This is a genomic window from Psychrobacter sp. 1Y4, assembly GCF_051847555.1.
In genome coordinates this window covers 1-14,733 of sequence record NZ_JBPYDE010000002.1, presented here as the reverse complement: position 1 = coordinate 14,733, position 14,733 = coordinate 1, and the positions used below count along the sequence as shown (strand labels likewise).

General features: G+C 45.2%; 10 protein-coding genes and 1 pseudogene. 4 read left to right on the top strand and 7 right to left on the bottom strand.

Translation table 11 applies throughout. The features are described 5' to 3' along the window. Positions 1-38: 38 nt before the first annotated feature. Entirely contained in the window at positions 39-935 is an 897-nt protein-coding gene (locus tag ACS8FC_RS01510; RefSeq protein ID WP_439261720.1) for a LysR family transcriptional regulator, read from the bottom strand. Between the two features lie 210 nt (positions 936-1,145). On the opposite strand from ACS8FC_RS01510, the gene ACS8FC_RS01505 reads away from it, so the two are divergent. Next, a complete protein-coding gene (locus ACS8FC_RS01505) occupies positions 1,146-2,255 on the top strand; it encodes an S-(hydroxymethyl)glutathione dehydrogenase/class III alcohol dehydrogenase (RefSeq protein WP_439262132.1) in 1,110 nt (369 codons plus the stop codon). Between the two features lie 184 nt (positions 2,256-2,439). Here the strand turns inward: ACS8FC_RS01505 and ACS8FC_RS01500 are convergent, their stop codons facing one another. Continuing rightward, positions 2,440-3,135, bottom strand: a complete 696-nt coding sequence (locus ACS8FC_RS01500; RefSeq protein WP_439261719.1) for a haloacid dehalogenase type II — start codon at positions 3,133-3,135, stop codon at positions 2,440-2,442. A 156-nt stretch (positions 3,136-3,291) separates the two neighbouring features. Here ACS8FC_RS01500 and ACS8FC_RS01495 point away from each other — a divergent pair, with 156 nt between their 5' ends. Then, on the top strand, positions 3,292-3,906 hold the full coding sequence (locus ACS8FC_RS01495) for a TetR/AcrR family transcriptional regulator (protein WP_439261718.1): 615 nt from the start codon (positions 3,292-3,294) through the stop codon (positions 3,904-3,906). Position 3,907: 1 nt separating this feature from the next. Here the strand turns inward: ACS8FC_RS01495 and ACS8FC_RS01490 are convergent, their stop codons facing one another. Next, on the bottom strand, positions 3,908-4,576 hold the full coding sequence (locus ACS8FC_RS01490; protein ID WP_439261717.1) for a DsbA family oxidoreductase: 669 nt from the start codon (positions 4,574-4,576) through the stop codon (positions 3,908-3,910). Positions 4,577-4,642: 66 nt separating this feature from the next. Beyond that, complete coding sequence (locus tag ACS8FC_RS01485; protein ID WP_439295663.1) at positions 4,643-5,197, bottom strand: carboxymuconolactone decarboxylase family protein; 555 nt, start codon at positions 5,195-5,197, stop codon at positions 4,643-4,645. Between the two features lie 293 nt (positions 5,198-5,490). Between ACS8FC_RS01485 and ACS8FC_RS01480 the strand changes: the two genes are divergently transcribed. Further along, on the top strand, positions 5,491-6,342 hold the full coding sequence (locus ACS8FC_RS01480) for an SDR family NAD(P)-dependent oxidoreductase (protein WP_439295662.1): 852 nt from the start codon (positions 5,491-5,493) through the stop codon (positions 6,340-6,342). Positions 6,343-6,555: 213 nt separating this feature from the next. Next, entirely contained in the window at positions 6,556-6,891 is a 336-nt protein-coding gene (locus ACS8FC_RS01475) for a GlpM family protein (protein WP_439261714.1), read from the top strand. A gap of 19 nt (positions 6,892-6,910) precedes the next feature. Here the strand turns inward: ACS8FC_RS01475 and ACS8FC_RS01470 are convergent, their stop codons facing one another. The 3 genes and pseudogenes from ACS8FC_RS01470 to ACS8FC_RS01460 all read right to left on the bottom strand — a co-directional run. Then, positions 6,911-7,150 (bottom strand): hypothetical protein, encoded by a 240-nt coding sequence (locus ACS8FC_RS01470; protein WP_439261713.1) that lies wholly within the window; start codon positions 7,148-7,150, stop codon positions 6,911-6,913. A gap of 194 nt (positions 7,151-7,344) precedes the next feature. Beyond that, positions 7,345-7,800, bottom strand: coding sequence for an outer membrane protein assembly factor BamE (locus tag ACS8FC_RS01465; RefSeq protein WP_439261712.1), 456 nt, complete (start codon positions 7,798-7,800; stop codon positions 7,345-7,347). Between the two features lie 114 nt (positions 7,801-7,914). Further along, positions 7,915-14,133 (bottom strand): annotated as a pseudogene (locus ACS8FC_RS01460) (YadA-like family protein); the annotation flags it as partial. Between the last annotated feature and the right edge of the window lie 600 nt (positions 14,134-14,733).

Below are 14,733 nucleotides of genomic sequence, written 5' to 3'. Positions count from 1 at the left end.
TGACAACACCTCTTAAAGAATGACTAAGCCAAAACCAATTACAAAGCCAAACGCTCTGCCAGATAATCTACGAGCAATCGAATCTTTGGCGATAAATGACGGTTGTGCGGATAGACGGCCCAGATACTTTCCTCGGGCTCTCTATAGTTATCTAATAAGCTGACAAGCTCACCTGATGCTAAGTATTGTTGCACATAATAATCAGGTAGCTGCACAATACCTAAACCTTTTAACGCAGCATCGACTAGACTGTGTCCACTGTTGTATTGCACAGTGCCAGACACGCGCAGGTTTTTTTCTTTATCAGCATCTTTTCCAGAATCTGTTTTTTTAAGATCTATAAAATGCCAATAGTCACGAGTGCCAAGCAGACAGTTATGTTGGCTTAGATCGGACAGCGTATTCGGTATGCCGTGTTTCTTGAGATAAGCGGGTGCGGCACAGACGAAGTTGGTACGACGGCTAAGTTTTTTTGCCATCATCGTCGAATCGCTTAATTTGCCAATACGAATCGCCAAATCATAACCGCCATCAACCAAGTCAATTTTTTGATTACTCAAAAATGCTGTCACTTCGATATCACTATATTGCACCATGAAGTCATTGACCAGTGGCAATAATTGTTGCTCGCCATAAGTGACAGGGGCGGTCAGTTTGATCCTGCCTTGCGGCTTTGATTGTAAGTTACTCACCGCTTGCTCAGCAGCATCCAAACCATCGAGCACGCTGCGGCAGTGCTGATAAAACACGCGACCTTCTTCTGTCAGTGATACCTTGCGCGTTGTGCGATACAGCAATTTAATACTGAGGCGCTTCTCTAAGGCGCTTATCTGCCGACTGACCTGCGCGGTTGAGATGCCCAACTCTTTTGCGGCGCGGGTAAAGCTCTCGTACTCCGCCACATAAACGAACTCGCTAATACCATCCCAACGCATGATTATTACCGTTATGTAAAAGATATTTGCAAATATAGCACATTGTTATCGTTCCAGAAAAGACTATAATGGTCAGTATAAAGTTTAACGCTTCACAGACTGGTACAACGGTAGCTTGCCTCTATTAAGTCAGCACTATAAGATGAGTAGGTCTGTGTTCAATAATCGATAAAACCAATTAAAAGAGAGAATACTATGTCAGATAAATTTATTAAATCGAAAGCCGCTGTTGCTTGGGCAGCAAATGAGCCACTGTCTATCGAAGAAGTAGATGTCATGCTGCCCAAAAAAGGCGAAGTATTGGTAAAAATCATCGCCAGTGGCGTGTGTCATACCGATGCGTTTACCTTATCTGGTGAAGATCCAGAAGGTGTATTCCCAGCTATCTTAGGTCATGAAGGTGGCGGTATCGTTGAGCAAATCGGTGAAGGCGTGACCAGCGTCCAAGTTGGCGATCATGTCATTCCTTTATATACTGCAGAGTGCGGTGAATGTAAATTCTGCTTATCAGGCAAAACCAACCTATGCTCTGCGGTACGTGAGACTCAAGGTAAAGGTTTAATGCCAGACGGAACCACGCGTTTTTATAAAGATGGTGAGCCGATTTACCATTACATGGGCTGCTCAACGTTCTCTGAGTATACCGTCCTACCAGAGATTTCATTGGCCAAAGTTGACGCTGATGCACCGCTTGAAAAGGTTTGTTTACTTGGCTGCGGCGTCACTACAGGTATGGGCGCAGTTATGAATACGGCTAAAGTCGAAGAGGGTTCTACCGTCGCTGTTTTCGGTCTTGGTGGTATTGGCCTTGCCGCCATTATTGGTGCAAAAATGGCCAAAGCCAGTCGTATTATCGGCGTTGATATTAACGAAGATAAGTTTGAGTTGGCTAAGAAGCTTGGCGCGACTGATTGCATCAATTCTAAAGACTACGACAAGCCTATCCAAGAGGTCATCGTTGAGATGACGGATGGCGGCGTAGACTACTCTTTTGAATGTATTGGTAATGTCGATGTGATGCGCTCAGCACTTGAGTGTTGCCATAAAGGTTGGGGCGAGTCGGTTATCATCGGTGTTGCTGGTGCAGGACAAGAGATCTCAACCCGTCCATTCCAGTTGGTGACCGGTCGAGTCTGGAAAGGTTCCGCATTTGGCGGTGTCAAAGGTCGCACCGAATTGCCCGGCTACGTTGATCGTTATATGCAAGGTGACATCCCATTAAATGACTTTATCACTCACACTATGCCATTAGAGGACATCAATGAAGCATTTGATCTGATGCATAAAGGTGAGAGTATTCGTACCGTTATTCATTTTTAGAAGTTAATCTGTAGATAGCAGTTTTAAAATGAGTCTCGTGTCATAGTATTTATAAAAATGCCGCCCTTATATAGGAGCGGCATTTTTTTAGCATTAAAAATATAGTCAGTGAAAAGTAATATCGATATATCAGCAACACCGTAGCGTTTTTAGGATATTTTGACTATAGAGTTATAAATAACGGTTAGCCTTGAGTGTCAAGAATAATCTGCTCTGCAAGCGTGACCAGATCTGAGGCCATAAAGTCTGGCGTCGGTACATTGGAGGCGGGCAACATGGCATTATAGGGCCGAGTGAGAAATGCCCCTTGGCAGCCAGCAGCTTGCGCGCCAATCGTATCCCAAAGATGACAAGCGACAAGGCACAAATCTGACATTTCAACAGCCAGCTCTTTAGCGACCATTTGATAAGTTTCAGGCGCAGGCTTGAACTTTGCAACCTGCTCAACGCTAAAAGACTGCTCAAAGAACTCACTCAATCCTGCTTTTTCAAGTGGCGTAGGAGAAGCACTACTGGCTGAATTGGTCAATGTCACCAGTCGAAACCCTGCGTCACGTAGTTTGGTCAAGGATAGTATTGCATCAGGATGAGCAGGCATTTTGCTCATGCGCTCTTTTAACTCATTAATATCGTCATCTGTCAGCGTGATTTCATGGATATCAGCTGTCATCTGTAACGCACCGACGCCAAGCTCACCAAAAGGCGTATAAAGTCCTGACAAAGTCATGGTCTGCGAATAAAGCACCAATTGGGCGAACCATTCTCTTAGCATGTGCTTGTCACCGAACAGGCGCGCAAATAATGGTTCAAGAGTAGTAATGTCGAGTAGTGTCTCATTGACATCGAAGACGATAATCGAGGGTGATAGATTGTTGGACATAAAAACTCCTTTTTAGTAGCTATGAGTACCGTCTAACTTTAACTAGACTTGAGAGGTTGTTCAAGATAAAATTGAGCAATCACTCAAATTAATATTGTTTTACAACTTTGCTGCATCTGATTGCAGCTTGGCACAGACTGAATATTGGAATTAGATATGTCTCGTACGACGCTTTATAACCGACAAGACTCTTTAGAGCGAGCTTTACAGCTTTTTTGGCAAAAGGGATTTCATGCGACGTCTTTAAAAGATTTAGAAAAAGCACTCGACATGCGACCGGGGAGTATTTATGCCGCTTTTGGTAGCAAGGATGGACTGTTCCAAGAAGTATTAGAGTACTATGCTCGTCTGTCATTGGCTGAGTTAGAGTATACTTTGAAGACCCATAGCTCGCCATTGATGGGGCTAGCTGCCTACTTGCGACAGCTTGGTGGAATTCTCGATAAGGGGCTGCCAAGTCGCGCTTGTATGCTGGTAAAAAGCTTGTTGGAGCTTGGCGCTCGTGAGCAATCAGCCTTACAAAAGGTTGAGGCAATGCTGGCTGGAATGGAAGCGCGATTTATTGACTGCTTTACAGAAGCTCAGCGCATAGGAGAGCTTGATAGTGAGCTTGACCCTGTGAGGCTGGCTCGGCGTTTGCAAGCGGAGATAATGGGGCTGCGCGCTTTTGCACAGCGCGATGTAGATAGTGCTGCCGTACATGAGCTTGCCGAAGATATGGCGCAATCAATAGAAGCCTTGCGTAATGATAGCGCCACAGAATCGATATAATTTAATCAGCCATGTCAGCCAGTTGCTTTAGAATTTGAGTATAGTTTTCAACCCCTTGAGCACCGCTAACCAGATGACGCTCATTAAAAATGATGGCTGGTACGCTTTGAATACCCTGCTGCTGCCAGTGCTGCTCAGTCTCTCGTACTTCTTTTGCAAAACGTTGATCTTCTAACACTGTCAGCGCCTCGCTACGGTCTAACCCAATCTCCGCTGCGATATCAGCAAGTACTTCTTTGTCAGAAATGTTGCGACCATTAGTAAAGTGCGCGGCGAACAAAGCTTGTTTTAAGTCGTGCATACGACCCTGTTGATCCGCCCAATGCAACAACTGATGCAAATCAAACGTATTGTGCATACGTGTGTCATCATCGAAATTGAAGGTAAAGCCCACCTCACTACCAGCTTCAGTCATTCTGATGCGGCTCGCATCTGACTCGGCTTTGCTTGAGCCATACTTCTCCATGATATGCTCACGCAAGTTTTGACCAGCGCTTGGCATATTAGGGTTCAGCTCAAACGGATGCCAATGTATCTCATAGTCGGTATCGGTTCGCTCAAGCGCTTGTGCCAGTTGGCGATAGCCGATGACACACCAAGGGCAAACCACGTCCGATACAATATCTATGCGCAACGGCTGATCTGATGATAACTGCTTTGAATGTTCCATATGACCTCTCGTTAGCTATTATTTATAATGTTAACTTCCAAAACTGCTGCGTGTTAGCTTAGGTAGTTAGTCAGCCTTTTGCCATTCAAACTTTTGGAACGGCTTATCAATTGGCGTGTTAGCGAGATGATTGGTGTAGTTACTCATCACTTTTTGCGCGGCTGCAAGGATGACTTCCAAAACTTGACGCTTAGTAAAACCTGCATTTAAGAATGCTTGTACAGCGTCATCGTTAACATTACCACGATCACGGACGACAGAGAGGGTAAAGTTACGTAGCGCTTCCAACTTATCAGTCGGTAGTGGCGTTTCATTACGTAATGCTTCGGTGATAGCGTCATCTACCTTCATACTTTTGGCAATGCCAGTATGTGCTGGCACGCAATAATGACAATCGTGCTCAACGTTGATCGTTTGCCATACAACGGTGGTCTCTTCATCATCGAAGCTGCTGTCTAAAAACAACTGATGCAAACGTTGATAGCCTTCTAACAGCCCTGGTGCTTCGGCCATGACAGCATGTAGATTTGGAATCATACCAAAGGCATCGATAGAGTTATTCAGCAACGCTTTGCTATCCTCTGGTGCGCTTTGTTTGTCATGTAGAGTAAAGTCAGTCATATAAGAATCCTTATTGTAGGTGCTAATGATTAGTTGTTGATGGTTTAGTAATGAATGCTTTTATATTAAATTGACTATATTTGAGTGATTGCTCAAATTAATAGATAATGCGTTTTCGAGTCATTCAACTACAATCACTATAAATCATTTTGAGTGAACGTTCAAGTTTGATTGAGCAATTGTTTGAAGCACAACATTTTCATTACAATATGCTGTTTTATGACAGATAAAATAGAACACATTCAAGACGTAAATATTAGCGTAAATAACAACTCAAATAATAAGGACGGCTCATGGCTAAGACTATTTTGATTACTGGCAGTACTGATGGCATTGGTAAACTGACCGCTTTAAAACTGGCAAAAGCGGGACATCAAGTGTACTTGCATGGTAGAAATGCGGACAAACTTGCCAGTGTCATTGCAGAGGTCAACGCTGTCGCGACAGGCGCAGCAGTAGACAACATTGATGGATTTGTGGCTGATTTTTCAGATTTAGATGCGGTACGTAAAATGGCAGCAGAAGTCAGCGAAAAGCTACCAAAGCTCGATGTACTCATCAACAACGCAGGGATTTATACCACCGCATCGGCAACAACCAAAGATGGGTTGGACATACGTTTTGTGGTCAATTACTTGGCGCCTTACGAGTTAACCAATGCTTTATTACCGCTACTCAAAGAGTCGGATGAATCCCGCATCATTAATTTAAGTTCGGCGGCGCAAGCGTCGATATCCTACAAAGCATTGGCAGGACAAGAGCGTCTCGCCGATAAAGACGCCTATGCTCAAAGCAAGCTGGCGCTCACGATGTGGAGTATGGATTTAGCTGCCACAGTCGCGGCAGATGATATCAATGTCATCGCTGTCAATCCAGGCTCGCTACTAAATACTAAAATGGTCGATAAGGCTTATGGTCAATATTGGTCACCGGCGGATAAAGGGGCAAATATCCTAACCGAGCTTGCCATCTCAGATGAGTTCGCTAATGATACTGGCAAGTACTTTGATAATGATATTAAGGATGGCTCACATGGTGATGCAAGAGGGGAGTTCGGACAACCGCATGCAGATGCTTTAAATAAAGAAGCCGTTGCAGAGCTTGAGCAACAAACTCAAGTAGTATTACAGACGCTTTTTCTATAAGTTATCGATTTTTGAATAATTTGTTAGCTCTATCTAATGATATAATCCGTCACTTTAGCTTTTATATCTTTATGACCTGTGTTTAAGTGACTTAAGTTTCACGACTTAAGCTTCATGATTTTTCATAAGCTAGGCACATTCATTAAGTGTTTAATGATAGCTAAAAATCGATAAGAGCGTAGCTAGTTTGAGTCCAACAGGAGATAACCCATTATGATTTGGCTAAAAATGCTTGTTGGCGCGTTGGTGGTATTATTGATTCAACTGTTCGCTCAAAGTCGTTTTTTTTATTTGGCTGCACTTGCGCCACTTTTTCCGACTTTTACTTTGATCAGTCATTTTTTAGTCAGTACTCAGCGTAGTGCTACAGATTTTAAGGTTGCACTGATATTTAGTATGCTAGGTGTGATACCGCATCTTATTTATACGCTGATTGTGTTTTTTAGTTTTAGCCACATTGGGCTGTATAAGGCGTTATTACTAGGTATTGCAGGCTGGTTAATCGCTGCTGCTATTTTGGTATTTGCATGGCAACATCTGCAAATATAACAAAGAATGAATCAGTACGTTAAGCGCTTCTTTTTTTATTCATGCAATCAAACCAAGCGTCGTCATAGGCAGCAGTAGCAGAATCAAAGTGCACGTATATTTTTTCATTATTTAGTGTCGCATACCAATGCTCATCGTTATACCCTGTAAGCACTTGAAAATACTTTTCATTCACAAAGTCGCCTACAACATAGGTATTACCTGTTGCAAAAAAGGTATTGCCAGCCGTACAGAGTAGTGTGTCGCCCGTATTTATCATAGCTTTCTACTTGTATATTTGTTTATATTCGGTAATGTTAATATATGATTTTAGCCGAATATAAGGTGAAATACCATAAGGTAGGGTACGATGAATACGTTTTGTAACGTAATTTTTTATGCTTCCATACAAAAAAGCAAGACAGTAGCTGCCTTGCTTTTTAGTTAACTTAGACCGTTCATTGAATCAACGAATTAATGTCCATACTTAGCACAAGAGGCTGGTAGCCAATAAAACTCAGTAGCGACGAATTCATCATCACGTAGACGACCTTCATAACTGTCGTCAAAGATGATCTTATATTGACACGTTTCGACTCTGTCATCAGTACTGTAAAATTTGAGGATATAATCCCATTCACGAGCGTTAAAGCCCTCACTAAAATGAGGGGTGCCAATTAGTTTATAGATTTCATCTTTAGTAGTACCCACCTTGATTTTGGCAACATCGTCCTGACTGACGATACTACCGCCTTTTTGCCACGCTTTGTTTGGATCTGGGAACACCAAGTCATCGGTATCAACAGAGCCGTGCTGAGCACCAGGGGTCAAATGCCACGTTGGCGTTATGTTTTTTTGGGTACAGCCAGTCATAGCAAATAGTAGAGCAGTAGTGGCTAACAAGCCGTAACGGTAAGCAGATTTTTTCATGATCCATTCCTTAATATATGTTGTGTGTCATTTGACAACGTTTATCTATTTATAAAAGCTATCTATAGACAAACGCTGCCATGAGGTAAGGTGCTTGTACTAGAAATGGAAGCCTGCACCAATGGCACCGCCAGCATTCCCTTGTGTATCCGCTGTACCATTCACTTTAATTACCCAGCGACCGTTATCAGACACTTTAGACACACCAACGGCCACTGCGCTTTCGCCATTGTACGAGGCGATACCGCCGCCGACCATCGACTTACCTGGGATATACGCTTGTGGCAATGAAGACATTGCCATCGCCGCTGAGATACCAGCATTGGCATCATCTTCGACTTCACCAATTCTGTAGCCTAGGGCGTTGACGCTATCGCCAAGCTTTTTATCAAGAGCATGTAGCTGACCACCGTTAACCGCATCAGTACTGTCCGCTGCAACTCTGCCAGCTTCAACTCCAGTGATGACAGTGTTGGCGGCATTAAAGCCTTCAGTTGTCATGCTAGGACCATCTTTGATCGTGACGCCATTGTCACTAACCACTGTGTTGCCAGTAGTGACGCTGTCGACTTCGATGTTGCCATCTAGGCCAATTTGAATATCACCGTTAGCAGTACTGGTGGTAATGTTATTGCCGCCTTCAAATTGAATGCTGCCATTGTTACCGCCGATGCTCTGACTGATATTGTCACCGTTATCCGCGCCAAAGCTGATACCTGCGTCAAGACGACCAGTATTGTCTGTGATCTGCTCGTTATTGGCTTGGATATCTTCGTTGGCCTGCGCGTTGCCTTGGTTAACAGCAGCGATGGCGTCACTAATGTTACCTTGACCAGTACCGCCGATGTTATTAGCAGTGAGGTTGCCATCAGCATCATAGCTAGCATCGCCGCCGATAATGCCGGCGACGCCGCTACCAAGATTATCTAACTGACCTTTATTAACAGCATCTGATGCTTGAACCCCATTGGCTACGTTAGTAATCGTGGTACCTTCAGCACCGCCACCTAACGTGATGCTGCCTTTATTGACCGTATCATCTGGGTTTTTGTCATACTGAACCGCTGCATTATTGAGTGATGCATTGCTATCACCAAGTGCGTCACTGACTGCTTTTAACTGTGAGACGTTGACCGCATCAGAGTCTGCCGTACCAGCGGCAACACCAGTGACTTGACGATATACGTCATTAGCCGCATCGCCTACAGCAATTGCGCCTGTAGTGCTGGTTGTGGCAGCAATAGCGGCATTACTAGCGGCGCCAAATCCTACAATACCAGCACCTGTTGTAGCTGCAGAGCCAAGACCTAGTACTACTGAGCCATTTTGGTTTGCTGTAATGCCGTTACCGATTACGAAAGTATCATCACTGTTAATCGTATTGTTATTACCCACTGAGTAACTGTTATTACCATTGATCGTACTTGGATCACCAAAGGCACCAGAGTTATCGCCATTGACGATGTTACCTGTACCGATACTAATGGACTGCGTGCCGTTGGCTTGAGCGTTATCACCGATGGCAACAGAGGAGGCGCCTGATACTTTTGAGCCTTTACCAATGACCACAGAGTCTTTAGCCGTCTCTGTCGCTTCGGTGTCGTGCCCTAGAGCAACCGTGCTATCAGCGCCTTCTTTGATAATGGCATTGACACCAATGGCTGTTGAATCAAAGCCGCCGGCACTTGAGTCGTTGGTAATGCCGACGCCACCTGCACCATTATCTCTAGCATTGGTGTGAGCAAATTTTACGCCTTCAGTGTTCATCTTTTGTACGGTTTGACCAATGGTTAGACGGTCTGTGACTTCTTGGCCTGTTTTATCGTAAGTTAAGAACAATGAATCTAAATTATCATTATCTACAGAAGTGTTAGCGACTTGCTCAGCGACATTAATGGTCACTTCGTCCCCGCTGCTATCAAAGACTTTAACTTTGGTAGCGCTGTCGAGCTGACCTTTATTGACTGCATCGGAAGCATTGACACCATTGGCAACGTTGGTAAGCGTCGTGCCACCACTGACGACGATATCGTTATCACTATCATCTTTGCCAATAACAGCCTGTGTACCGTCAAAGCTAACTCTATCGTAGTTTACTGTATTGTCATTATTACGATCATACTGAACGCCACTTGCACTTATGTTGCCAGTAATAGCGTCTAACTGACCTTTATTCACAGCGTCTGTGGCATTGGTGCCATCAGCCACACCTGTTAACTGACGAGCATCGCCACCTACATTGGTAAAGTTAACGCTTGTACCGCCCGTTTGAGCACCAACGGTGATCGCGCCTGTGCCTGTGTCTTGACGAACCAGACCAGTTTTACCTGAGGCCAGATCTGCGAGGCCAGAAGTGTTTGCCGTGGTGCGACCATCTAGGTTCTCAAGTGCCAATCCGACGTTGTTAACCGTGGTATCGGTGCCAGTATTAGCGCCATTGTCCAAGGTGTAGGTTGGGGCGCTAACTACACCTGTTGCAGCGTTATAGCTTGCACCGCCGCCAAGGTTGCTTGCTGTGCTGTTCCCTAGAGCATCTGTCTTAGTGTTACCTGCACTTGCTATCGCGTCTAGTTGACCTTTGTTAATGGCTTGGTCAGCTGCAGTTGCGTCAGTTACACCGCTGATCTGTCCTGTGTTGCCATCTAATACTAAGGTGTTGGATACAGGGTTTGCAGGGTCAGTGTTGTCAACACCGCTGACACTGATGTTACCTGCGCCTATTGTAGTGACGTTGTTGCCAGTGGTGATGGTATTGCCTGTCGCGGTGCTGACATTGGTGTTGCCTTGGTCATCACTTAAGCTTGAGCCGGCTGCTGTGTAGCCCGCATTGTTACCATCAGCATCGACCACGCTTGTGCCAGCGGTGGTGATGGTGGTTGCATTGCCTGCGCCATCATTAACTAAAAGCCCTGTATTGTTCATTAGGGTGTTGCCAGTCGTCACACTACCATCAGTACCAAGGTTAATGTTCTCAGCCAACTGGACGCTTAGACCATCTGTACCGTCTGCTACCACACCGATATTGCCAGTGGTTAAGTTACCAGTTGCGCTACCTGTAACCCTGAGTGTGTCGCCAAGGTTGCGATCGATCAATGTACCGTCGTCGCCTTGGAAGTTTAGACCAGCATTAGTCAAGCCTGTAACCGCTGCATTCACGTCACCAGCATTCACCGCAGTATTTGCATTGGCAGGTAAACTTATATCACCTGCACTTGCCACGCCTGTTAGTTGACGAGCATCGCCACTTACATTGGTAAAGTTAACGCTTGTACCGCCAGTCTGAGCGCCAACGGTGATAGCGCTTGTACCTGTGTCTTGACGAACCAGACCAGTTCTACCTGAGGCCAGATCTGCGAGACCAGAAGTGTTCGCAGTGGTACGACCATCTAGGTTGCCTAGTGCACTACCGACGTTATCAAAGTCGCTGGTGGTACCGATATTGCTACCATTATCTAGTGTATAAGTCGGCGCGGTATAGGTATCAGTTACAGCATTATAAGTTGCACCGCCGCCAAGGGCAGACAAGTTCCCTGTTGCAATATTATTGGTGTCTGTTAATTGACCGAAAGTTGCTGCGTCATTTGGTGCAATGCCATCAGCTAGGTTGGTAATTCTATTATTACCGTTATTGAGTCCAGATCCGCTAAGGGTAACAGTATTGTTAGGACCATCAACAATGGTAACACCAGCATTATTTAATGTACTGTTACCAGCAGTGATTCTATTAACATCAATATTATCGTTCAGAGTAACTTGTACACCGCCTGCGGTGGTAGTAGAAGTGATATTACTGTCACCAGTGACATTAATAGTATCGCCTAGCGCAAAGTTATTATCTGTCGTACCATTCCCAAAGCTGATACCTTTATCAATATCAGCGGTATTAGTGGTAGTGCGTATATCTAGGTTACCTAGCGCGTCACCAACGTTGTTAACCGTGGTATTGGTAGTCGTATTGGTACCGTCATCCAAGGTATAGGTTGGGGCAGTATAGGTATCAGTTGCTGCATCATAAGCAGCATTGCCGCCCAATGCCGCTAAGTTGCCAGTAGAGCGATTGCTGTTGTCGGTGACATTGGTATTAGTAGTGTTTAATTGATCACCAGTCACCGCTTCAGTTGAACCTGCGGCAACGTTGCCATTAGAAAGGCCACTTAAGGTACGCACGCCATCATTGCCAGTAAAGTCAACGCTTGTACCGCCAGTCTGAGCGCCAACCGTAATCGCGCCTGTGCCAGTATCTTGACGGACGATACCGGTGCGACCAGCGTTGATATCGTCGATATCGCTAGTGTTAGTAGTGGTACGACCATCAAGGTTGGTGAGGGCAGCGCCCACGTTATTGACCGTAGTGTTGACACTAGCATTAGTCCCATCATCTAAAGTATAGCTTGGAGCACTGACTGCGCCAGTGGCTGCGTTATAGTTCGCGCCGCCACCTAGGTTACTCGCTGTACTGTTGCCCAAGACATCGGTCTTAGTATCAGCAGCATTGCTTGATGCTTCTAGCTGACCGAAATTCACTGCGTCGCCTGCGTCCGTACCGTCATCGACGTTGGTTATTTTATTACCGGCGGCATTGATACCAGCACTGGTGATACTCGGTCCACCCGTAATGGTCAGACCGGTGTTGTTTAAGACACTGTTACCGGCGGTGAAGCTACCATTTGCACCAAGATCAACGCTCTCATTTAAACTAACTTGTACGCCATCGGCGGTGGTAGTAGAAGTGATATTACTATCACCAGTGACATTAATAGTATCGCCTAGCGCAAAGTTATTATCTGTCGTACCATTCCCAACGCTAATACCTTTATCAATATCAGCGGTATTAGTAGTGGTACGAGTATCTAAATTACTAAGAGCGCCACCAACGTTGTTGACCGTGGTATTGGAGCCAGTATTAGTCCCGTCATCCAAGGTATAGGTTGGGGCAGTATAGGTATCAGTTGCTGCATCATAAGCAGCATTGCCGCCTAATGCAGCTAGGTTGCCAGTAGAGCGATTGCTGTTGTCGGTAATGTTGCCTGCGTTGATATCGATGTCTGTTCTATTAGCAGTAACGTTAGTATTAGTAGTATTTAACTGATCACCAGTCACCGCTTCAGTAGAATTTGCAGCAACATTACCATTTGCAAGACCACTTAAGGTACGCACGCCATCAGTGCCAGTAAAGTTAACGCTGGTACCACCAGTAGCAGCACCAACAGTGATCGCACCTGTACCAGCATCTTGGCGGACGATACCGGTGCGACCAGCGTTGATGTCGTCAATATCGCTGGTGTTGGTATCAATGTCTGTTCTGTTGGCTGCAACGTTTTGATTGGTAGTGTTTAATTGATCCCCCGTCACTGCATCACTTGATCCAGCAGCAATAGTGCCGTTGGATAGGTTAGTGATTTTATCACCGCCTACATCTAAACCATTAGCTGTGCTGGTCAATACCGTATTGTTAGTGGCATCACCAATAGTCGCTTGGGTGACACTGATGTTCTCTGCTAAGTCGTAGTTAATGCCATTATCGACAGTATTGGTCACAACTAGGTTGCCATCTGTATTGGTAAAGTTAACCGCTTCGCCTAACTGCACGTTGTCTTGAGTGCCATTGTCGGCACTGATGTTAAAGCCCTTTGCAATATCAGTGGTATTCGTAGTGGTACGAGTATCTAAGTTACCTAGCGCGCTACCGACATCGTTATAGTCTGTGGTGGTCGCATCATTATTACCGTTGTTTAGGGTGTAAGTTGGAGCAGTATAAGTATCAGTTGCTGCATCATAAGCAGCGCCGCCGCCTAATGCAGCTAGGTTGCCTGCTGAGCGGTTATCGTTATCAGTGATGTTGCTAGCATTAGTGGCAACATTGCTATTGGTAGTATTTAATTGACTCACGTTCACCGCATCATTGTCGGCTGTTCCGGCAGCAATGCCTGTCAGTTTACGGTTCTCATTTGTTGAATTACTGAAGTCAACGCTGGTACCACCCGTTTGAGCACCAACGGTAATCGCGCCTGTGCCTGTGTCTTGACGAACCAGACCAGTTTTACCTGAGGCCAGATCTGCAAGACCAGAAGTGTTTGCAGTGGTGCGACCATCTAAGTTGCCTAGTGCGCTATCGACATCGTTATAGCCTGTGGTGTTACCATCGTTATCGCCGTTATTTAAGGTATAAGTGGGCGCTTCAACTACGCCAGTGGCTGCGTTATAGTTCGCGCCGCCACCTAGGTTACTCGCTGTACTATTGCCTAGCGCATCAGTCTTGGTATCAGCAGCCCCTGCTGCTGCATCTAATTGACCGAAATTCACCGCGTCATCAGCTACGATACCGTCGGCAACTTTAGTAATACGATTGCCACCGTTATTAAGACCTTCATTGCTTAGAGTCACTGTTTGGTTTGTACCACCGGTTAAAGTAATACCAGATCTATTGACGGTAGTATTACCTGTTCTAACGCTACCATTTACTCCAAGATCAACGCTCTCATTTAAACTAACTTGTACGCCATCAGCGGTGGTAGTAGAAATGATATTACTGTCACCAGTGACGTTAATAGTATCGCCTAGCGCAAAGTTATTGTCTGTCGTGCCATTCCCAAAGCTGATACCTTTATCAATATCAGCGGTATTAGTGGTAGTACGAGTATCTAAATTACCTAGCGCGCTACCGACATCGTTATAGTCTGTGGTGGTCGCATCATTATTACCGTTATTTAGAGTATAAGTGGGCCCGGTATAGGTATCCGTTGCTGCATCATAAGCAGCGCCGCCGCCTAATGCAGCTAGGTTGCCAGTAGAGCGATTGCTGTTGTCGGTAATGTTGCCTGCGTTGATATCGATGTCTGTTCTATTAGCAGTAACGTTAGTATTAGTAGTATTTAACTGATCACCAGTCACCGCTTCAGTAGAATTTGCAGCAACATTACCATTTGCAAGACC